Annotated in this window: 22 protein-coding genes; 11 read left to right on the top strand and 11 right to left on the bottom strand. The window is 70.6% G+C overall.

The features are described from left to right. Positions 1 to 35 precede the first annotated feature (35 nt). The 3 genes from ACIRSU_RS02885 to ACIRSU_RS02895 all read left to right on the top strand — a co-directional run bounded on the left by ACIRSU_RS02885 (position 36) and on the right by ACIRSU_RS02895 (position 3,039). Positions 36 to 665 carry a TetR/AcrR family transcriptional regulator gene (locus ACIRSU_RS02885; RefSeq protein ID WP_403788518.1) on the top strand — a complete coding sequence of 210 codons (630 nt, stop codon included), beginning with the start codon at positions 36 to 38 and terminating at the stop codon, positions 663 to 665. A gap of 305 nt (positions 666 to 970) precedes the next feature. Next, positions 971 to 1,324 carry a hypothetical protein gene (locus tag ACIRSU_RS02890; protein ID WP_403788520.1) on the top strand — a complete coding sequence of 118 codons (354 nt, stop codon included), beginning with the start codon at positions 971 to 973 and terminating at the stop codon, positions 1,322 to 1,324. Between the two features lie 236 nt (positions 1,325 to 1,560). Continuing rightward, positions 1,561 to 3,039 (top strand): aldehyde dehydrogenase, encoded by a 1,479-nt coding sequence (locus ACIRSU_RS02895; protein WP_403788522.1) that lies wholly within the window; start codon positions 1,561 to 1,563, stop codon positions 3,037 to 3,039. 162 nt (positions 3,040 to 3,201) lie between these two features. On the opposite strand, the gene ACIRSU_RS02900 is transcribed toward ACIRSU_RS02895, so the two are convergent. Continuing rightward, the gene (locus ACIRSU_RS02900) at positions 3,202 to 3,918 is read right to left on the bottom strand and encodes a helix-turn-helix domain-containing protein (protein ID WP_403788523.1); all 717 of its coding nucleotides are present in this window, start codon (positions 3,916 to 3,918) and stop codon (positions 3,202 to 3,204) included. A 452-nt stretch (positions 3,919 to 4,370) separates the two neighbouring features. On the opposite strand from ACIRSU_RS02900, the gene ACIRSU_RS02905 reads away from it, so the two are divergent. Continuing rightward, complete coding sequence (locus ACIRSU_RS02905; RefSeq protein ID WP_403788525.1) at positions 4,371 to 4,811, top strand: hypothetical protein; 441 nt, start codon at positions 4,371 to 4,373, stop codon at positions 4,809 to 4,811. A gap of 176 nt (positions 4,812 to 4,987) precedes the next feature. Beyond that, positions 4,988 to 5,848, top strand: a complete 861-nt coding sequence (locus ACIRSU_RS02910; protein WP_403788527.1) for a hypothetical protein — start codon at positions 4,988 to 4,990, stop codon at positions 5,846 to 5,848. Positions 5,849 to 6,178: 330 nt separating this feature from the next. Here ACIRSU_RS02910 and eno read toward each other — a convergent pair whose 3' ends face one another. Continuing rightward, positions 6,179 to 7,456, bottom strand: coding sequence for a phosphopyruvate hydratase (gene eno / locus ACIRSU_RS02915; RefSeq protein WP_403788529.1), 1,278 nt, complete (start codon positions 7,454 to 7,456; stop codon positions 6,179 to 6,181). Positions 7,457 to 7,650: 194 nt separating this feature from the next. On the opposite strand from eno, the gene ACIRSU_RS02920 reads away from it, so the two are divergent. Continuing rightward, positions 7,651 to 8,073: a MarR family winged helix-turn-helix transcriptional regulator gene (locus ACIRSU_RS02920; RefSeq protein ID WP_403788531.1), complete on the top strand. Its 423-nt coding sequence runs from the start codon at positions 7,651 to 7,653 to the stop codon at positions 8,071 to 8,073. A gap of 399 nt (positions 8,074 to 8,472) precedes the next feature. Here ACIRSU_RS02920 and ACIRSU_RS02925 read toward each other — a convergent pair whose 3' ends face one another. Genes ACIRSU_RS02925 through ACIRSU_RS02935 form a run of 3 tightly spaced genes read right to left on the bottom strand, consistent with a single transcriptional unit; the run spans position 8,473 to position 10,916 of the window. After that, on the bottom strand, positions 8,473 to 9,060 hold the full coding sequence (locus tag ACIRSU_RS02925) for a hypothetical protein (RefSeq protein ID WP_403788533.1): 588 nt from the start codon (positions 9,058 to 9,060) through the stop codon (positions 8,473 to 8,475). Between the two features lie 51 nt (positions 9,061 to 9,111). After that, the gene (locus ACIRSU_RS02930; protein WP_403788535.1) at positions 9,112 to 9,612 is read right to left on the bottom strand and encodes a universal stress protein; all 501 of its coding nucleotides are present in this window, start codon (positions 9,610 to 9,612) and stop codon (positions 9,112 to 9,114) included. Between the two features lie 5 nt (positions 9,613 to 9,617). Continuing rightward, positions 9,618 to 10,916: an SLC13 family permease gene (locus tag ACIRSU_RS02935; protein WP_403788537.1), complete on the bottom strand. Its 1,299-nt coding sequence runs from the start codon at positions 10,914 to 10,916 to the stop codon at positions 9,618 to 9,620. A 347-nt stretch (positions 10,917 to 11,263) separates the two neighbouring features. Here ACIRSU_RS02935 and ACIRSU_RS02940 point away from each other — a divergent pair, with 347 nt between their 5' ends. From ACIRSU_RS02940 to ACIRSU_RS02955, 4 genes are all read left to right on the top strand, one after another. Next, complete coding sequence (locus ACIRSU_RS02940; protein ID WP_403788539.1) at positions 11,264 to 11,677, top strand: hypothetical protein; 414 nt, start codon at positions 11,264 to 11,266, stop codon at positions 11,675 to 11,677. A 195-nt stretch (positions 11,678 to 11,872) separates the two neighbouring features. Next, positions 11,873 to 12,262, top strand: coding sequence for a hypothetical protein (locus ACIRSU_RS02945; RefSeq protein WP_403788541.1), 390 nt, complete (start codon positions 11,873 to 11,875; stop codon positions 12,260 to 12,262). A 366-nt stretch (positions 12,263 to 12,628) separates the two neighbouring features. Beyond that, entirely contained in the window at positions 12,629 to 13,507 is an 879-nt protein-coding gene (locus ACIRSU_RS02950) for a GNAT family N-acetyltransferase (RefSeq protein WP_403788543.1), read from the top strand. A 158-nt stretch (positions 13,508 to 13,665) separates the two neighbouring features. Beyond that, the gene (locus ACIRSU_RS02955; protein ID WP_403788545.1) at positions 13,666 to 13,896 is read left to right on the top strand and encodes a hypothetical protein; all 231 of its coding nucleotides are present in this window, start codon (positions 13,666 to 13,668) and stop codon (positions 13,894 to 13,896) included. Positions 13,897 to 13,956: 60 nt separating this feature from the next. Here the strand turns inward: ACIRSU_RS02955 and ACIRSU_RS02960 are convergent, their stop codons facing one another. The 4 genes from ACIRSU_RS02960 to ACIRSU_RS02975 are packed head-to-tail and all read right to left on the bottom strand — an operon-like array spanning position 13,957 to position 15,924. Then, positions 13,957 to 14,478: a GNAT family N-acetyltransferase gene (locus ACIRSU_RS02960; RefSeq protein ID WP_403788547.1), complete on the bottom strand. Its 522-nt coding sequence runs from the start codon at positions 14,476 to 14,478 to the stop codon at positions 13,957 to 13,959. After that, on the bottom strand, positions 14,475 to 14,891 hold the full coding sequence (locus tag ACIRSU_RS02965; protein WP_403788549.1) for an arsenate reductase ArsC: 417 nt from the start codon (positions 14,889 to 14,891) through the stop codon (positions 14,475 to 14,477). The genes ACIRSU_RS02960 and ACIRSU_RS02965 overlap by 4 nt, the downstream gene beginning before the upstream one ends. Further along, positions 14,888 to 15,607, bottom strand: coding sequence for an aquaporin (locus ACIRSU_RS02970; RefSeq protein WP_403788551.1), 720 nt, complete (start codon positions 15,605 to 15,607; stop codon positions 14,888 to 14,890). Before ACIRSU_RS02970 ends, ACIRSU_RS02965 begins: the two co-directional genes overlap by 4 nt. Continuing rightward, positions 15,604 to 15,924, bottom strand: coding sequence for an ArsR/SmtB family transcription factor (locus ACIRSU_RS02975; protein ID WP_403789381.1), 321 nt, complete (start codon positions 15,922 to 15,924; stop codon positions 15,604 to 15,606). Before ACIRSU_RS02975 ends, ACIRSU_RS02970 begins: the two co-directional genes overlap by 4 nt. A gap of 161 nt (positions 15,925 to 16,085) precedes the next feature. Here ACIRSU_RS02975 and ACIRSU_RS02980 point away from each other — a divergent pair, with 161 nt between their 5' ends. Continuing rightward, positions 16,086 to 16,529, top strand: coding sequence for an ArsI/CadI family heavy metal resistance metalloenzyme (locus ACIRSU_RS02980; protein ID WP_403788553.1), 444 nt, complete (start codon positions 16,086 to 16,088; stop codon positions 16,527 to 16,529). Positions 16,530 to 16,534: 5 nt separating this feature from the next. Here the strand turns inward: ACIRSU_RS02980 and ACIRSU_RS02985 are convergent, their stop codons facing one another. Further along, on the bottom strand, positions 16,535 to 17,293 hold the full coding sequence (locus ACIRSU_RS02985) for a pyridoxamine 5'-phosphate oxidase family protein (RefSeq protein ID WP_403789382.1): 759 nt from the start codon (positions 17,291 to 17,293) through the stop codon (positions 16,535 to 16,537). Positions 17,294 to 17,349: 56 nt separating this feature from the next. Then, positions 17,350 to 18,744, bottom strand: coding sequence for a globin domain-containing protein (locus ACIRSU_RS02990; protein WP_403788555.1), 1,395 nt, complete (start codon positions 18,742 to 18,744; stop codon positions 17,350 to 17,352). Between the last annotated feature and the right edge of the window lie 58 nt (positions 18,745 to 18,802).

Here is an 18,802-nt window from a genome sequence, read left to right on the forward strand (position 1 = left end):
TAATGTTCGGGACCCGAGAACGAAGGAGTGCGCCCATGCCCCGGCCCAGCCAGGCCCTCCTGAGCCGTGCGATCATCGCCCGCGCGGCCCTGGAACTGCTCGAGGAGCAGGGGGTCGAGGCGCTCAAGATGCGCACCCTCGCCGACCGGCTCGGGGTCAAGGGCGCGTCCCTCTACCACCACATCCGGTCGAAGGACGACCTGCTCGACGCCGCCTCGGAGCTCATCAACGACGAGATCGACCTCGGGCCGCTGGCCGACCCGGGCGGCCCGGCTGGTATCACCGCGTACGCCCACGGCTACCGCCGCGTCTACCTCCGCTATCCGCACATGATCCCGCTGGTGGCCCGGCATCGCGTCACCTCGGCCAAGGCCCTGCACGGCTACGACGCGCTCCTCGACGCCCTGGTGAAAGCCGGATGCACTCCGGCCGGGGCGGCCGAGGCCGCCGCCGCGATCGACAACCTCGTGCTCGGCTCCGCCCTGGAGACCTTCACCGCGGGCTTCCACCGCCCGCCCGCCGCCTACCGTCCGGACTTCCCCGCCCTGGCCGACGCCCTCACCGCCGCCGACGCGGCTCCCGGCGCCCTCGCGGGCCTCGACGCCCGCGGCTTCGACCTCGGCCTGCGCCTCATCCTCGCGGGCCTCGGCCGGCATGACGCCTGACTGACGCCTGACTGACGCCTGACGCCTACCGGAGCCCCCGGCCGACAGATTCGATCGCCGAAGCGGCTCGCGCGTTTTCGGCCATTCAGCGTACGTACGTAGGCGACCGGCTGGCGGCGCGCGGGGGCGACAGCACATGTGGCTGCTCGGACTGACGGTCTTCCTGGTCGGCTCGACGCCGGCCGCCTTCGCGTGCAGCGCGCTGATCACCTTCCTCGTCGTGCAGGGTCTCAGCGGCGGCATGATCGACCCGATCCCTGCCGGCCGACCCGCCGCCGAGCGGCGACCCGGTACCGCTCGACGCCGTGGGCGTGTTCCTGCTCTCCCCCGGCGTCACCGCCATGTTCCTGCTCGGCGGCGGCCCGTTCTCGCTGCTCTTCCTGCTCCCGCTCTCCTACCAGCAGGTGCACGGGCACTCCGTCCTGGAGTCCGGCCTGCTCCTCGCGCCGCTCGGTCTGGGCAACCCGTCCGACCGGTTCGGGGCGAAGGTGCTGGTCCCCACCGGCGCCCTGCTGATCGGAGCCGGCGCGCTGACCTCATATCTCCTGTGCCGGCAACGGTCAGGACGAGGCGTCCATGACGAAGAGGCATGGTGTCGCACGGTCCGCCCCACAGTGCGAGCACAGGCCCGGCCCCTTTCGTCGATCGGCGTACGGTGAGAAGGGGGCGGTGGGCGTGTGGGCTCGCCGTCTGGAGGGTGGGGCCACTGTGAAGAGAGTGGTGCAGCCGCTGTAGGCGTCCGGCCACGACGCGACACCTATGCGGGTTTTCGTCCGGCAAGGCTTGGCCGAGTGGGCCGGGCAGGCGCCGAAAGTCGGCTGCTTGAGCATTCAACCGACACGTATGGCGGGCCAGGCCCGTGACGCCCGCACCCGTCGGAAATCGGAGGTCAGCGATGTCCTCGCACGCGATCATCGAAGCCTCGGACCTCGTACGGGACCGGCTCTTCATCGGTGGCGACATGATCGAGCCGGAGGCCGACGACCTGATCGAGGTCATCTCTCCGGCCACCGAGCAGGCGATCGGATCGGCCCCCTCCTCGACGCCCGCCGACGTGGACCGGGCCGTCCGCGCAGCCCGGGCCGCCTTCGACGACGGACCATGGCCGCTCATGTCGCCCCAGGAGCGCGCCGACGCGCTGGAGCCCTTCACCGACCATCTCCGCTCGCGCGTCCCGCAGATCGCTCAGCTCATCACCGAGGAGATGGGCTCGCCGATCACCTTCTCCCATCAGCTCCAGGCACCACTGCCCGTGATGCTCCTCGACTACTTCCGAGGGCTTGCCGCGGCCTTCCCGTTCGAGGAGGACCGAGCGGGCCTTACCGGACCGGCACGGATCCTGCGGGAACCGATGGGCGTGGTCGGGCAGATCGTGCCGTGGAACGTCCCGCTCATCCTCACGATGGTGAACCTCGCCCCGGCGCTGCTCGCCGGCTGCACCGTGGTGCTCAAGCCCGCGCCCGAGACTCCGCTCGACGCGTACCATCTCGCCGAGGCCGCGATGGAAGCCCAGCTGCCTGCGGGCGTCCTGAACATCGTGCCGGCCGACCGGCCGAGCAGTGAGGCGCTGGTCCGCCACCCGCTGGTGGACAAGATCAGTTTCACCGGCAGCTCGGCCACGGGACGACGGGTCGCCGCCCTGTGCGGTGAGCAGTTCAAGCGGGTCACCCTCGAATGCGGCGGGAAGTCGCCTGCCATCATCCTCGACGACGCCGACCCCGACAGCGTCGTGCCGAACCTCATGCCGTTCGCCATCATGATGTCCGGCCAGCAATGCCTGGCGCAGACCCGGATCCTCGCTCACCGCAGCCGCTACGGTCAGGTCGTCGACGCGATCACCCAGGCCGCTGCCGAGTTGACGGTGGGCGACCCGCATGATCCCGCCATTGAGGTCGGCCCGCTGGTGGCGGAACGCCAGCGGCGCCGGGTCGAGGACTACATCGCCAGCGGGCGACAGGAGGGTGCGAGGATCACCGTGGGCGGCGGACGCCCGTCAAGCCAACCGAAGGGCTGGTACGTCGAGCCGACGATCTTCGCCGACGTCGACAGCTCCATGCGCATCGCCCAGGAGGAGATCTTCGGCCCCGTCCTCGTCGTGATCCCGTTCGACGACGACAACGACGCCGTCCGCATCGCCAACGACTCGAAGTACGGCTTGTCGGGAAGCGTGTGGAGCCCCGACCAGGACCGTGCCATGGGAATCGCCCGCCGGGTACGCACGGGAAGCCTGACCATCAACGGCTACCGGATCGAGTTCGCCGCCCCCTTCGGCGGCTACAAGGAGTCCGGGATCGGCCGCGAGTTCGGCCCCGAGGGGCTCAGCTCCTTCCTCGAGTACAAGACGATCAACCTCCCCGACGGAACAGCCCACTGAGGTGGTCCCAGCGGAATGATCTCCCCGAAGCGATATGAAATGCCAAGGCGTACGGAGCATTGAGAAAACCTCACTGGCTTCCTCCTACAACCGGCGCCGTCGCCACTCCGCCCTGGACTACCTCAAAGCAACGGCGCATCAGCGTGGCACGGCGCCCGTCGGTCAGGAAATGGCCGCCCCATCGGTGTCGGGCACGGCGGTGGCTGGAGGGAGTGCGGAACTCCAGTCGAGGAGATCCGACGGCAGCTGGGTGGGCGTGAGCCCGGTTGTCCTGCGAAATACGTAATGGAAGTGCGCCTGATCGTGATAGCCGGCTTCCCTGGCCACCTTGGACAGCGGCATTCCCGTCTCGCGCAGACGCAGGGCATGGGAGAAACGCAGGATCCTGGCTATGGCGGACGGCGAACGGCCGACCTGTTCTTTGAACCGCCGCTCCAGTTGCCGGACGCTCCACATCGCGCCCGAGGCCAAGTCGGCGGTCCGTATCCGTCCCCTCGTCCGGTGGAGCTCCTGCCAGGCCCACTGCACCTCGGGGCGGACCGCCCGCGCGGAGCCGAGCAAGCGCGTCAACGCGCTGTCCAGCAACGCGGGGCGATCACGTGACTCCGCCTCTCGCAGCTGTTCCGGCAGCGTGGCCAGGAAGCGGGGCAGCAGCAGGCTCGGGTCGAGGTCGTCCGCCTCCCAGTGCGACATCGGCACCCCGAACAGGCGGTACGCCCCGATCGGCCTGAACCTCACCGCCACCCCGCTGACCTCGCCCTGATGGTGAGCAAGAAGTGCTGTCGTCACGGGCAGATCTGTCTGGGAAAGAACGGTTCTGGGTGGCGAGCCGCCGGCCATGTCCTGGGTCAGAATCGGTGCGCCGAAGGCAAAGTTCACCGTCGCCACGGTATTGGGAGTGAGGATTCTGCGGCGACCGTTGGACGTATAGGCGTAACTGGAGTACGCGCAGACCAATCCGGCCAAGGGGCCGGCCGGCCGGAACTCTTCACTACGGGGACGAGGGGAAGGAGCAATCACTTGACGCCGTCCTGCAGAGGGGATGAGCGGGGATAGGAGCGTTCGGCTACGGGTATCCCTAAGGTCTTTGCGTGCCAGATCATCGCGGCACCGATCAGCCACGAGCAACCCCGACTTCGGCCATTCGGAAGCTGTTTTGGCTTGATCAGTCACCGAGCCGAAAGGAAGGTCTTAATTCCGTTTCGTGTCGCACTTTTACACTGTGCCGCGCGTGTTTCGTTCGCCATGCTGAGCCCGACCGAATCGCCTGAATCCGGCACGCACGTTTCGGCTTCCGCCTGCCGGGTCTTCCACGCTTCGAAGGAGACGAGATGCGTCTGCGCAAGGCCGTGACCGCCCTCGCCATGACCGCCGCTGCCGCCGTCGGTACGGGGCTGATGTCCGCCCCCGCAGCCCAGGCCGCGACGCCTTCGCCCAACTGTCTGGGCGCCAGGGCGTTCTGTTTCTTCTACAACTCCTCCCAGCAGGGATCCGTGATCGGCTGGGACATGAACACCGGCTGGCGCGGAACGGAGAACCTGTACAACTACGGCTCCTTCATCACCCCGGGCGCCGGCCAGGGGGTGCCCGTGTACGACCACGCGGCCTCCGCCACCTACCAGTACCCGGGAGTCTGCTACGGCTTCGTCCGGGTCTACCGGGAGGCCGGGTGGACCGGCAGCGTGTTCGAGGACGTCCCGGCCTGCTCCTCGATCAACCTCACGACCGGGCTCACGAAGAACCACAACCGCGCCATCCAGCGCATCGGCTGAGGCACGGGATCCCGCGTCCGGCCGCAGGTCCCACCGCACCCGCGTCCGGCCGCAGGTCCCACCGCACCCGCGGCCGGACGCGGCCCGCTCCTCCTCCCTCCCCACCGGCCGCTTCGGCGAGAAAGGCCTCCGTAGTGACCACCAGGAAAAACCCGGCACGGGCCCGGCTGAGGGGAGTGGCAGCGCTCCTGCTCCTGCCGCTGGCGGCCGGGTGCGCCGCCGCCTCCGGACCCTCCCGGGACACGGTCCGGCCGCCGACGTCGGCGTCACCGCTACGGCTCGCCGCCGGCGAGGCCCCCGTACTCCCCCTGGACCGCTTGTTCTGGTCCGACCAGGAGTACGCCACCCTGCACGCCGCTCTGGACGTCCTGACGCGCCGGTGCATGGAGCAGGCCCGCCTCCCGATGCCGCCGGGAAGCCGTCGCCCCATGGCCAGGGGTCCCCGTGCCGCGCACCGTTACGGAATCATCGACGACGCGGAGGCGAAGCGGTACGGCTATCACGGCGCGCCCCTGCCGCCCCCGCCGCCCGCGCCCCGGCTGTCCACCGCCCAACTGGCCGCCCTCACAGGGACGCAGCCGGGCCGGCCGAGCCCGCGGGGTGTGCCTGCCGAGGGATGCAACGGGTGGGCAGCCCGGCAGATCACCGGAACCACGAGCTATCCCGTCGACCACGAAACGGTCCGCCGCCTCGACTCGGAATCCTTCGAGCTGAGTCTCAAGGACCCGCGGACCCGGCGGGTGATCGCCGCCTGGGTCGACTGTATGGAAGCCGCGGACGCCACGCATGCCGCGAGCCCCGATCAAAAGCCCCCGGCCCTGCGGGGTACCGAGCCAACCGCGGAGGAGATACGCACGGCCCGCGTCGACGTGGCATGCAAGGAGAAGACCGGCCTCGTGGGGCTGTGGGCCGGCGTCGAGAGCGCGTACCAGCAGCAGATGCTCCGTGACGGCGCCTCGGCCGTGCAGGACATCGAGCGGGAGCGCCGACAGCAGCTGAAAGCGGCGGCACGCGCGCTACAGGGCGGCTCACGTTGATCACCGAGAAGTCACCTGGGTGCCGGCCCGGCCGGCGCCGCGGGCGCCGGATCGCTGGGTCTGCCGTACGCGTTCGCCCACCAGATCAATCCACACGGGGCCTTCGCCCTGGAGCGCTATCTCCAACACGTTCGTCGTCGTCGCCGAGAGCGGAGACGCCCCCGACTACAAGGACCCCATCCTCGAGGTCGGCTCGTACCCCCGAAGCAGGGCTCCCGCGTCCACGCCCACCTGCGGTACGAACGGGAAGGCGCAGGCTGGCAGCCACGGCGCGTCTGGCCTTGACGTCGGTGGACGCAGTCGTGAGAGGAGCGATCCTCCGGACAGTTTCTAACGGCGCAGTGCTTCCGCGCCCGCGTACCGCGCGCTGCTCCCCAACTCTTCCTCGATGCGGATGAGCTGGTTGTACTTGGCGGTGCGGTCGGAGCGGGACAGCGATCCGGTCTTGATCTGGCCGCAGCCTGTTGCCACTGCCAGGTCCGCGATCGTCGTATCCTCCGTCTCTCCCGAGCGATGCGACATCACGACCGTGTAGCCCGCCCGGTGGGCAGCGCTCACCGTGGCCAACGCCTCCGTCAGCGTACCAATCTGATTGACCTTCACCAGCACCGAGTTGGCGACACCGGAATCGATGCCCTCGCGCAGCAGGGTCTCGTTGGTGCAGAACACGTCGTCTCCGGTGAGCTGGCAGCGCGCACCGACCCGGGCGGTCAGGTCTCGCCACCCTGTCAGGTCGTCCTCGGCCATCGGGTCCTCGATCGACACGATGGGGTAGGCGTCGATCAACTTGACCAGGTACTCGGCGTGTTCGGCGGGTGTGCGTCGCACTCCTTCCCCGGTGTAGTGGTAGACGCCCTGGCGGAAGAACTCTGACGAGGCCGGATCCATGACCAGGCCGATGTCCGCGCCCGGCCGGTAGCCCGTCCGCTCGACGGCGGCCACCACGAAGTCGAGGGCCTCCTCGGCGGTGCGCAGGGCGGGCGCGAAGCCGCCCTCGTCGCCGACTCCCGTCGAGTGCCCGGCGGCGAGGAGGTCGCGGCGCAGGGTGTGGAAGATCTCGGATCCCATGCGCACGGCCTCGGCGAAGGTCTCCGCGCCGATCGGGGCGATCATGAACTCCTGGAAGTCCAGCGGGTTGTCGGCGTGCGCGCCCCCGTTGACGATGTTCATCATCGGTACGGGCAGCAGCCGGGCGTCGGAGCCACCGACGTAGCGGTACAGGGGAAGGTGGTGGGTCGCGGCAGCGGCCTTCGCGGCGGCCAGGGAAACGCCGAGGATCGCGTTGGCGCCGAGCCTCGACTTGGTCGGGGTGCCGTCCGCGGCGACGAGTGCGGCGTCGAGGCCGGCCTGGTCCTCGACCTCACGCCCGACGACGACGGCCGCGAGCTCCGTGTTGACGTGCCCTACCGCCTGGTCGACACCTCTGCCATGCCACCGGGCCGGGTCGCCGTCGCGGAGTTCGACGGCCTCACGGGCGCCGGTCGAGGCGCCGGAGGGAACCGCGGCCCGGCCGAGGGATCCGTCCGCCAGCTCCACGTCCACTTCGACGGTGGGGTTGCCCCTGCTGTCGAGGACGCGGCGGCCGGTGACGGAGGTGATGACGGTCATGGGAGTCCTCCCCGTTGTCGCATACGTGCCGGGTGGACTGCGGCGACAGTGGCGCGGGACCCGACCCCCAAAACTCTACAGCAATGCTGTTCAGTTCCACTGTTCAGTTCCGCTGTTCAGTTCTGCTGCTCAGCTGCGCTGTACAGCCTCACTGCTCAGTCCCGCTGCGCAGGTGTGCTGCGTTAAGGTTCGGTATGCCCCTTCCGGAATCCGCCACCATCGCCGCTGAGCTACGCACCGTGATGGGAAAGCTCACCCGGCGCATGAAGCTCGAGGACCAGATGCCGCTCGGTCAGGCGTCCGTGCTCGGCGCGCTGGACCGCAGCGGTGCGATGACGACCAGCGAACTGGCTGTCGATCAGCGGGTGCGCCCGCAGTCCATGGCCCGAGCCGTCGGACTGCTCATGGACCAAGGGCTGATCACACGCCGTGCGCATCCGACCGACGGCCGCAAGAGCCTCGTCGAGCTCTCCCCTGCCGGGCAGGCACTGCTGGAGGAGGAGCGGGGGCGCAGGGCAGACTGGCTCGCGCGGGCGATCGAGGCGGAACTCACTGGCGAGGAGCGGGAGTTGCTGGCCCGGGGGATCGAGCTGGTGGAGCGGCTGGCGGCGCACTAGACCAGCGCGGCGAAGTCCGGCGCGGCGAAGTCCGGCGCGGCGAAGTCCGGCGCGGCGACGTGACAGCGATCACGGCCTCGGGGCTGGTGAGCTCGCATGTTCAGGTGTCGCGTATGCGCGGCCAAGCCCAGATGGGGCTCGCGCTGAGTGGTCGGTGTAGCCGAACGGGACCATTGGACCTGTTCGCCGGCCGTCGGCGTCGGACCGCTCCGGTTCGGCATGACCGTCGAGGGTGTGGTCGAAGCGGCTGAGGTAGTCGGCCAGACGAAGGTCAGCGAGTGTGCGCGGCGCTACGCGATCTTCTCGCCGACCTGGAAGGTCGAAGTCCACCGTCGCGGGACAGCTCCTTCTCGACCTGCCGTGACGGCCGAGCAACTCGGAGGGTCGCGGGCGGTCCGGTCACTGGCCCCGGGAGACGCCCCGTCCACTGTCGAAGGCAATGCTGGAGCGGGGTTTCAGGATCACTGGGCAGGAGTTCCAGAGCTCCATTCCGGCCGTGGCCAGTTCCAGTACCGCACGTCGCTCCACGGGGGTCCATGCGGTGCACGCGTCTCCGAACAGCTTCTCGTAGGCGCTGTTGTGCACCGCGCTCTGCCGGGGCAGCCGGTGGGCCTCATCGAGTCCTCGTGCCAGGTCCTCGAAGAAGTTCCAGGACTCCAGCACGGCACCTGAAGGAGCCGGCCGGCCAGCCGGATTCTCCAGCCACTGCTGGACACGGGTGAGGTCGAGGGTGTTGGTCTCCGAGGTGGCCAGCCACCCCCCTTGTCGGCTCACATACACCCGTGCCTGCCGCACAGTCACGAACACCGGCACTCGACAGCGATCGGCACCTGGCAGTGCCACTACCCGATCAGGTTCGTCATCCCCGCCACTGTTCCAGAGAACCACCCCGCCGCGGCCGAGCCCGCGAACCCGATACGCATAGAGGTTCCCGTTCATGCCGCCGCGTCCGGCCGCGAGCACATCCGCCGTCCTGGTCTTCGCCACGCCCCCACTCTGGCACGCATCAATCAGACAGCGACACACGCGGCTGGTGCACTACCGGTGGTGCGGAGGGTGGGTTGGCGGTGGCGGGATGGTGGCCGTGCCGGGGGCGGTCTCCGGCCAGACCAGGAGGACGGGGCAGGGGGCGTGGTCGACGACGAATCGGCTGGCGGGACCGAGGCTGCGGGGGCCGAGGTGGGTACGGTCGCCGTCGCGGGCGAGAACGAGCAGGTCGGCGCCTTCGGCGGCGGCCACGACCTCCCGTTCGACGCGGCCCGAGCGCTCGGTCCGGGTGCACGGGCGTCCCAGCCGCTCGGCCGCGCCGGCCAGGAGCTTTTCGCCCGCGGCGGCGGCCAGGTGCTCCACGCGGGTGCCGGGGTCGCGGTCGGGGCGGGCGCGGCCCAGCAGCCCGGCGTAGGCGCCGTGCGCGGCGCCCGGCGCCTCGGGGCCGGTGACGTGAAGCAGCACCACGTCGGCGCCCTCGGGCGCGTGGGTACGCGCGGCGTCGACGCAGGCAGGCCAGGTGCCTTCCACGATCCAGACGATGACGGTCATCGTGTTCAGCCTCCGATCGTTTGGAGTGACACCCACAGTGCCACCGCCGAGAGCAGCAGCGCGGTGGGCACGGTGAGCAGACCGAGCCGGGTGAACTCGCCCAGCTCCACGTCGGTGTCGTGTTCGCGCACGATACGTCGCCACAGCAGGGTGGCCAGGGATCCGGCGTAGGTGAGGTTCGGGCCGATGTTCACGCCGAGGAGCACGGCCAGGACGGCGCCGGGCCCGGTGGGGGCGGTCAGCGGCAGCAACACGAGGACGGCGGGCAGGTTGTTGATGACGTTCGCCAGTACGGCTGCCAGTGCCGCGACGGCAAGGAGGGCCGCCAGGTCGGTGCCGTCCGGAACCAGGTGGCCCAGCGCGTCGGCGAGGCCGTTGTCGACCACCGCCCGGACCACGATGCCCAGCGCCAGCACGAAGGCGCAGAAGGGGAGGGACGCGGCCCGCACGATCGCCGTCGGCGTGGTGCGACGCCGGACCAGGGCACGGATCGCCAGCACGCCCGCGCCCGCGGCCGCCGCCCAGGCCGGGTCGATGCCGAGCGCCGAGGTCAGCACGAAGCCCGCCAGGGTGCCCACCACCGTGAGCAGGGCGAACAGCGGCAGTTCGCGGGGCTCGGCGGCGGGCGGCGCCTCGGCGCCCGCGTCCAGGTCGGTGGCGAAGAAGCGGCGGATCACCGCGTACTCGGCTCCGATCGCGACCAGCCAGGGCAGCGCCATCAGCGCCGCGAAGCGGGTGAAGCTCAGCCCACTCGCGGCGAACGCCAGCAGGTTGGTGAGGTTGGAGACCGGCAGCAGCAGTGAAGCGGTGTTCGACAGGTGGGTGCAGGCGTAGACGTGCGGTTTGGCACGAGCACCCAGCCGGGCGGCGGTGGCGAAGACCACCGGGGTCAGCAGCACCACCGTGGCGTCCAGGCTGAGCACCGCGGTGATCAGCGAGGCCGTCACGAAGACGAGGACCAGCAGGCGGCGGGGCCGGCCGGCCGCCCGGCGGGCCATCCAGGCACCACAGGCATGGAACAAGCCCTCGTCGTCGCAGAGCTGGGCCAGGACCAGGACGGCCGCGAGGAAGCCGATCACCGGGCCCAGCCGGGCGGCCTCGTCCGCCACGTGGTCGAGCGAGATCGCGCCGGTGGCGATCACGATCCCGGCGGCGGGGACGGCCACGGCCGCCTCCGGCCAGCCCCACGGCCGGATCACCGCGCAGGCCAGCACCGCCAGGAGCAGGACGACGGACAGTGCTTCTGCGAGGGAGGAGTTCAGGGCCGGAGCCTTCCGAGGCGTTGTGGACGAGAAGTTCGCCATAACTTTCGCGCACTCCCCTGCACGCCCACGGTCACGACACCATCCACGTCGCCCTATGAAAGGAGACGGGCGTCAGGTGTCGCTCCGCTGCCCCCGATCCAGCGCCGGTGGCCCGCCCCTGAGCCCGTTCCCTCTCGGAAGACCGAGCCGCTGTGCACTTCGCGTGACAGCGTCCCGCGCGGTCAGCCGACGTGGACGCGGGGGGGCGCAGCCCCCGGTCCGGCGCGGCCTCGCGCAGGAACTCGCGGGTCACCGGGGCGACCTCACCCTGGGCCCCGGCCGGGGCGGGCGCGTCTCGAACTTCGGATGTGGCGGACGCCGCCCGCCGGGCGATCTATGGTGAGGCCATGGGGATGGAGTCGGCGGTCGCAGCGCTGGTCGAAGAGGCGGAACAGCGGGCTGGGGCACGAACGTGGCAGATGACGCCGGAGCAACAGGCTTTGGCCCTGCAAGCGGCCGCGGGCCTGAATGAGGCTGTCGGCGCCGCGCGAAAGCAGGAGAGCCTGCCGGATATCGAGCGGCTGGCGCACTTGCGCGAGGCCTTGGCCGCATTGGCGATCGCCTTGGCCCGGACCCACGGCCCTCTCGCCTGGTTCATCGGGGCGGGCGTCGAGGCGCTGTCCCCGATTCTCCACTGGCGCGCACTGCCGGCCGACGAGACACCGTCCTTCGGGACCACACACCCGGCCCCGGCCCGGCTCACCGACGCCGAGAGCGCGGTACGACAGCTGGCCGCCGCGCTGAGTCGTATCGCGGCGTGAGCCACCGCCGGTCTGTTGGGACGGGCCGCCCTCAAGTCGCCACAAAGCCTCGCCGCTGCATTCGAGTGGGAACCTGACGCCGTAGGTGGGGCTTACGCAATCGTCGGCAGTCCTCCTCAAGGCTCAAGGCCAAGAAGGCAATTCTGAGTACCAATGCGGATACGACCGGCGGGCGGTGCACGGTTGGCTCGGGGCATGAGCATCCATGTCTCGCCCTCTGGTGACTGTGGCCCGCACCTCACGGTGGACCCCGAAACCTCCGGCCACGACGACGAAGACCTGCCCGGCCACCAGGCGCGGACGGGCGCGTTCTCACTGTTCGCGGGCGTTCTGGCGGTGACGATGGGCGGATGCCCTTGGCTGCCGGCCGCCGTTTTCCCCGTGTGGCTGCGGTACTTCCCGCTCTACCTGATCATCCCGCTGGGAATCAGCGCGCTGTTCTCTGGCGTCGGTGCACTGCGTGACATGCGCGGCCGGCCGGCTCCGGCTCGCGGCCGGGCGCGGGCCGGAATCGTCCTCGGCGCGATCGCCGTGATCGTGCCGGTCGGCATCGCCGTGTGGGGCGTCTGGGTGCTCAGCATCTGAGGCCGCACCGAGTGCCGCGCCGGCCACACCGCACAGGCGTCCCACTGCGAAAGGAAAGACCACCCAAGGCAAGCACGACAGCGCATCGGGCCGGGCCGGCCACGCGCCCGTACGAGAGTGCGCGGTCCGCTACGAGGCGACGGTCCTCGTCGCGGCCGTCCACGAGTGGCTGTGACCACGCACGTACGCGCACTGCCTTTTCGTTAATCCGTTGCCCAGGAGTCGATAGGCCAGCTAGGTTCGCCCAGCCGCCTGCATCGATGCCGGCCGGCGCTGTCGACGAGGAGGTGTGGAGCACATGCGCAGGAGTGCCCAGGAGTTGAGCTCGCGTACTGACTTTCGCCACCCCCTCACGACGGAGACACCTTGTCCCTTCGCATCACCCCACTGACCGACCCCGCTCACGGGCCGCACGGCCGGCGTCTTGCCTGGTTGGCGTCGGACGCGGATTCCATCCCTGCCGGGACGGCCTTTCTGCGCCTGTTCGACGGCGGACAGCAGCACCTGGCCGAGCTCGACCTCCGTGTTCATCCCGCGGAGCGCCGCAAGGGCGTCGGCTCCAGGCTCCTCGACATCGCCGTGGCCACCGCCCGGGACAGCGCCCGACGCTGCGTGGTCGCGCAGGCAGAAGCCGGATCGCCCGGCGATCACTTCCTGGCGGCGCGTGGTTTCCGGAAGGTCCTCACCTTCAGGTTCACCCGCTTGCCACTGGCTGATGTGGATACCGCCGTCCTCGACGAGATCATCGAGCGTCCGCATCCCGGCTACCGGCTGATGTCATGGCAGGGAACCGTCCCCGACGACCTGGCCGAGACGTTCGCCGCCTCACGCCGCGCCATGGACGACATGCCCATGGACGACAGCGACTCCGGCACCCAGACCTGGGACGTGGACCGCGTGCGGGCCGCGGCGAGGGCCGTCGAACAGCGCGGCGACCACCTGCACACCGTCGTCGCCGTCGATGCCTCCAACGGCTCGATCGCCGGGTTCACCGAGCTCGTCATCCCTGGCAACGGCACAGGTGACGGCCAGCATTACGGCACCGGTGTGCTGCCCGAGCACCGTGGACACGGCCTCGGCCGATGGATGAAGGCCGAGTCGATCCGACAGGCCCACAGGGACTATCCGGACCTTGGTGGCCTCCTGACCGACACCGCCGACAGCAACACGCACATGAGACAGATCAACGACCGTCTCGGCTACACACCTACGCACACGACACACCAGCATCAGCTCGACCTCTAGCGGAGAGCGGACGGGCCGGACCGGGGCATCACCCCGGCCGGCCGGTCCGCGCTTTCGACATACACGGCCCAGGTCGCGTCCGGCGATCGCCGCCGTCACCCACCCCCGCCGGCACCCGCGCGACGGTCCTGGTCGAGTGCTCGGCCGGGAGCGTCGGCGTGGAGGTCACCGACAGCGGCCCCCGGTCGGCGATGCTTCCCGCCGCCGCACCGTCCGGCCACGGCATCCCCGGCATGCGCAAGCGCGCGGCCGCCTACGGGGGGACGCCGTGCACGGCCGGCGACACGCACCACGAACGCTCCGCGTGGGCTCAGGTGTTCAGCCAGCGGGCTCCGGAGCGCTCGGTGAGCCGCGACATACGGGAAGTCGTCACAGACCCCGACGGGTAACCCCTCGCCCCCTCGACGCCCGTCGAAGGTCAGGCACCGAAGCCGTGGGACCACCGGGTGTCAGAGGATGACAGCCGAACGGCGCTCCACAAGGATGACGTCGCGCCAGACGCCGTGGTGGCGGCCGATGCGCTCGCGGGTGCCGACGGCGCGGAAGCCGGCCCGCTGGTGGAGGGCGAGGCTGGCGGTGTTCTCGGGGAAGATGCCGGACTGGACGGTCCAGATGCCCGCCGCCTCGGTGGAGGCGAGGAGGGCGGTCAGCAGGGTCAGGCCCACGCGGCGGCCTCGGGCGTCGGGGTGGACGTAGACGGAGTGCTCGACGACTCCGGCGTAGGCACAGCGGTCGGAGACCGGTGTCACGGCGGCCCAGCCGAGCACGCGGCCGGCGCTGTCGCTGTCATCCAGGGCGACCAGGCGGTGCTCGGGCGACTTGGCCGCGTCAAAGGCCTGCCACGTCGGGGCGGCGGTCTCGAAGGTGGCGTTCCCCTCGTCGATGCCCCGCTGGTAGATCGCGAGGACCTGATCTGCGTACTCCGGCCGCATGGGTACGACGCGGATCCCCGGCTCGGAGGCGGAGGTCATACGCGAGCCTTGACGCCGAGTTCGGTGAGCAGGCCACGGACGCGGCGCTCGATCTCGTCGCGAATGGGGCGCACGGCTGCGACACCCTGTCCGGCGGGGTCGTCGAGCTTCCAGTCGAGGTAGCGCTTGCCCGGGAAGACGGGGCAGGCGTCGCCGCAGCCCATGGTGATGACGACGTCGGACGCCCGCACCGCTTCGGTGGTGAGGACCTTCGGGGTCTCGGCGGAGATGTCGATGCCGACTTCGCGGAGGGCTTCGACCACGGCCGGGTTGACGGTGTCCGCCGGGGCGGAGCCCGCCGAGCGGACCTGCACGCGATCGCCGCCGAGGTGGGTGAGGAAGGCTGCGGCCATCTGGGACCGCCCGGCGTTGTGCACGCAGACGAACAGGACTGACGGGGTGACAGCGCTCATGAGGTCAGGACGCTTTCTGCGGCGACGGGGTTACGGGCAGGGGCAGGGCGGCGGCCGAAGGTGATCGCGACCAGGGCGAGCCCGACGGCTGCCCCGAGCAACTGGGCCGCGACGAACGGGGCGACAGAGGCGGGGGCGATCCCGGCGAAGGTGTCGGTGAAGGCGCGCCCGATCGTCACCGCCGGGTTGGCGAAGCTGGTGGAGGAGGTGAACCAGTACGCCGCGCCGATGTACGAGGCCACGAGAACCGGTGCCAGCTGGGCGCGGCCCGCGCGGGTCAGCCCGAAGACCAGCCAGACCAGCCCGGCCGTGGCCACGGCCTCGGCCAGCCACAGGTGCCCGGCGAACCGTTCATGCGCGGAGAACTCCACCAGCGGCCGGCCGAACATCGCGTCCGCGAGCACCGCGCCGCCGATCGCCCCGGCGATCTGGGCGGGCACGTAGGCGGCCACTTCGCGGAGCGAGAGGCCGTCGCCGTCGTACCAGGCGGCGAACGTCACGGCCGGGTTGAAGTGCGCGCCGGACACCGGCCCGAGCAGGGCGATCAGCACGCCCAGGCCGAAGACGGTCGCCAGACAGTTGGCGAGGAGCTGGAGGCCGACGTCCTGGGTGAGTCCGGTGGCCTGGATGCCGGAGCCGACCACCACGGCGACCAGCGCGGCCGTACCGATCCCTTCGACGGCCGCCCGCCGTATCAGCGGTACCCGGGCGCTCACGCCGGGGCCTTCGCCGACGTGCCGGGGATCTGCAGCAGTGCGGACAGCTGGGACAGGGCGTCGGGCAGCACCCAGTAGTAGACCCAGGTCCCGCGCCGCTCGGAGCCGACGAGGCCTGCTTCGCGCAGCACCTTCAGATGGTGGGAGATGGTCGGCTGAGACACGTCGAACGGGCCGGTCAGGTCGCAGACGCACGCCTCGCCGCCGTCGTGGGAGGCGATCAGCGACAGGAGTCGCAGCCGGACGGGGTCCCCGAGCGCCTTGAACATCCGCGACACCTCGACCGCGGCCTCCTCGCCCAGCGGCTCGCGGACCATCGGTGCGCAGCACACCGCCGTCTCGTCGTCGTCCTGCGCGACCAGCGGCAGCAGACCAGCTTGTTTCGACATGCCTCAATATTGACAGCTGTCGATTCCGGAGGCAACCTCTTCTGTATCGACAGACGTCGAAATACGCCGCTCCCCGAGGGAGACTCGCCATGTCCCGCGTCCAGCTCGCCCTGCGCGTCGCCGATCTCGAAGGTTCGATCGCGTTCTACGCCAAGCTCTTCGGCACCGAACCCGCCAAGCGCCGCCCCGGCTACGCCAACTTCGCCGTCACCGAGCCCCCGCTCAAGCTCGTCCTCATCGAGGGCGGACCCGGCGAGGACACCCGCCTCGACCATCTCGGCGTCGAAGTCGCCACCACGGCCGACGTCACCGCCGCCACCGACCGCCTCAAGGGCGCCGGCCTGGCGACGTTCGAGGAGAGCGACACGTCATGCTGCTACGCCCGCCAGGACAAGGTCTGGGTCACCGGCCCCGGCCGGGAGCCCTGGGAGGTGTACGTCGTCAAGGCCGACGCCGACACCCTGGAGAAGGCCGGCACCACCCCGGGCACCTGCTGCACCCCACGCGACGCGGATCCTGCCGCCTTGGCCTGAGTAGCTCAGCGCGAGCCGGAGCTGCGACTGAACCAGCCGCTGAACTCCCGTACCCCTGCCGCGGCATCAGCCTTCGCCAGCACTGTCTCCGCCGCCGCGCGCCAGGTCCCCGCGTCGGCCCGGGGCGGCGGAACGAACGGCCCGCGCCCGGCGGCCTCGGCGGCCGCGCCGAAGAAGTCACCGCCCTTGCGCTTGGCGTCGTCCGTGCCCCAGGACCGGCTGCTGCCGTGGGCGGTGACCTTCTGGAGATGGGGGATGTGCTTGGCGCAGTGGATGTACGCCTCGTCGACGGCGATCTCGACCCACACCAGGGCCCGCCGGCCGGGCACCGGGTCGACGGCGAGTCCGGCGTCGGGGTGGGCGCGGCGCATCTCGTCGTCGGCGACGACCCTGGCCCGGCCGTTGACGTGGAGGCCGATGCGGTCGCGGAGGAAGTCCACCATCAGGACGCCGACGTGCGGGTTCTCCTCGATGTTGCCGAGGCTGGCGTGGACGCCGTTGCCCCGGTACTCGGGGTAGGCGAGCGTCGCGTCGTCGAGGACGTGGAGGAAGCCGGGCGGGCCGGCGCGGAAGGTGCTGTCGCAGGCTCCGTGGCGGTCGGCGGTGGCCAGGAAGAACATTTCCTGTCGGGCCGTGAACTCGCGCATCCGGGGGTTCAGCCGGTCGAGGACCTGTTCCGCGTAGAACCGGTCGGCGCGTTCGGTGGTGCCCAGGCGCCACTGGACGAGGTGTTCCCCGTCGCTGCCCGGCCGGGTGGTGCGCAGGGGTGCCGTCCGCCGTTCGGTCTGCTCGAAGGTGCTCTGGTCCTGCTGGAAAGTGCTCACGTCGTTGCCCCGGCCAGTTCCTCTAGGGAGTCGTGTCGTATGCGGTGGGTGGGGATGCCGACGCCCACCAGGGCCTCGACACCGCGGCGGATCATTCCGGGCGGCCCGGACAGATACGCGTCGTGGGTGTGCCACGGGCCGTGCTCGCGGATGGCGTCGGGCAGTCCGCCGGAGGGCAGGCCACCGGGGCCGTCGTCCAGGACGGGTCGGACCGAGAGCCAGGGGTGCGACTGCCGGAGCCGGAGCATCGTCTCGATGTCGTACAGGCCGTGGTTCTCGCGGGCGCCGTAGAAGACGTCGACGGTACGGCGCCGGCCGTGCCGGGCGACGTCCTCCACGAGGGCCTTGATGGGCGCGATGCCGGTGCCGCCGCCGAGGCACAGCAGCCCGTTGTCGGAGGTGTGGTCGACGGTCATGGAGCCGGCGGGGGGACCGAGCCGGATGACATCGCCCGGACGGGCGCGGCGCACGAGGGCGGTGGAGACCCAGCCCGCCGGGACGGCCTTGACGTGGAAGGAGAGCAGCCCGTCGGAGCGGGGCGCGGAGGCGAAGGAGTAGTGCCGCCAGACGCGCGGCCACCACGGGGTCTCCAGAGCGGTGTACTGCCCCGCGAGGAAGGGGTACGGCTGGTCGGGCCGGACCGTGACGACCGCGATGTCCGGGGTCCGCATCTCGTGGGCGACCACCTCCGCCTGCCACCAGGCGGGCGAACGGAGCTCGTCCTCGGTCGCCGCGTCGATCATGATCTGCGAGATCGTGGTGTAGGCGGCCACCCAGGCCGCCTCGGTCCTCGGCCCCCAGACGGACGAGGCGTAACGGGTCAGAGCCCCGATCAGGGCTTCGCCGACGGCGGGGTAGTGCTCCGGGCGGGTGCCGTACTTGCGGTGCCCGCGGCCGAGGTGGGTGAGGTACGTGGTCAGGGTGGCGGGGTCGTCCGCGTGGGTCGCGGCGGTGAGCAGCGCCTTGAAGAGGCGGTCCCTCTGGGTGTCCATCGCCGCGGGGAAGAGCTCCCGCAGGTCGGGGTGGCGGAGGAAGAGCAGGGCATAGAAGTACGAGGTGACCTGGTCGGCGACCGGCTCGATCTCGGCCATGGTGCGGCGCAGGAGGGCCGCGTCCGACTCGTCCGACGGGCCGCTCCCCGCCGGGCCGGCCGCAGCCGGTCCGACCGGCGTCTGGAATCCCTGGGCCGCGTAGGAGCCGTGAGGTGCATGGGGCACCTGTGGTGTGTCAGGCGTAGAGGGCGCATGAGAGGTGAGGGGCGCCTGGGATACCTGGGATGCCTGGGGTGCCTGGGGCGCAGCAGACGCGTCAGGCGCCTGGGGCGGCATTCGTGTGAACCAACCCGCGCCTTCGCCTGCTCCGCCGGACGACGGAGTGGTCGGAGTTCCCATCGGTGTGCCTCGCCTCGAATTGCCTCGCCTTCACGCCCACCCGTACGGGCGGCCCGAC

This window comes from Streptomyces sp. NPDC101160, from assembly GCF_044768205.1.
GTDB lineage: Bacteria > Actinomycetota > Actinomycetes > Streptomycetales > Streptomycetaceae > Streptomyces.

What these genes read in the sequence shown, in the direction of transcription:
- ACIRSU_RS02885 (WP_403788518.1), top strand. Translation starts at nt 36, where the DNA reads ATGCCCCGGCCCAGCCAGGCCCTCCTGAGCCGTGCGATCATCGCCCGC.
- ACIRSU_RS02895 (WP_403788522.1), top strand. Translation starts at nt 1,561, where the DNA reads ATGTCCTCGCACGCGATCATCGAAGCCTCGGACCTCGTACGGGACCGG.
- ACIRSU_RS02905 (WP_403788525.1), top strand. Translation starts at nt 4,371, where the DNA reads ATGCGTCTGCGCAAGGCCGTGACCGCCCTCGCCATGACCGCCGCTGCC.
- eno (WP_403788529.1), bottom strand. Translation starts at nt 7,456, where the DNA reads ATGACCGTCATCACCTCCGTCACCGGCCGCCGCGTCCTCGACAGCAGG.
- ACIRSU_RS02920 (WP_403788531.1), top strand. Translation starts at nt 7,651, where the DNA reads ATGCCCCTTCCGGAATCCGCCACCATCGCCGCTGAGCTACGCACCGTG.
- ACIRSU_RS02930 (WP_403788535.1), bottom strand. Translation starts at nt 9,612, where the DNA reads ATGACCGTCATCGTCTGGATCGTGGAAGGCACCTGGCCTGCCTGCGTC.
- ACIRSU_RS02935 (WP_403788537.1), bottom strand. Translation starts at nt 10,916, where the DNA reads ATGGCGAACTTCTCGTCCACAACGCCTCGGAAGGCTCCGGCCCTGAAC.
- ACIRSU_RS02940 (WP_403788539.1), top strand. Translation starts at nt 11,264, where the DNA reads ATGGGGATGGAGTCGGCGGTCGCAGCGCTGGTCGAAGAGGCGGAACAG.
- ACIRSU_RS02945 (WP_403788541.1), top strand. Translation starts at nt 11,873, where the DNA reads ATGAGCATCCATGTCTCGCCCTCTGGTGACTGTGGCCCGCACCTCACG.
- ACIRSU_RS02960 (WP_403788547.1), bottom strand. Translation starts at nt 14,478, where the DNA reads ATGACCTCCGCCTCCGAGCCGGGGATCCGCGTCGTACCCATGCGGCCG.
- ACIRSU_RS02965 (WP_403788549.1), bottom strand. Translation starts at nt 14,891, where the DNA reads ATGAGCGCTGTCACCCCGTCAGTCCTGTTCGTCTGCGTGCACAACGCC.
- ACIRSU_RS02975 (WP_403789381.1), bottom strand. Translation starts at nt 15,924, where the DNA reads ATGGTCCGCGAGCCGCTGGGCGAGGAGGCCGCGGTCGAGGTGTCGCGG.
- ACIRSU_RS02980 (WP_403788553.1), top strand. Translation starts at nt 16,086, where the DNA reads ATGTCCCGCGTCCAGCTCGCCCTGCGCGTCGCCGATCTCGAAGGTTCG.
- ACIRSU_RS02990 (WP_403788555.1), bottom strand. Translation starts at nt 18,744, where the DNA reads ATGGGAACTCCGACCACTCCGTCGTCCGGCGGAGCAGGCGAAGGCGCG.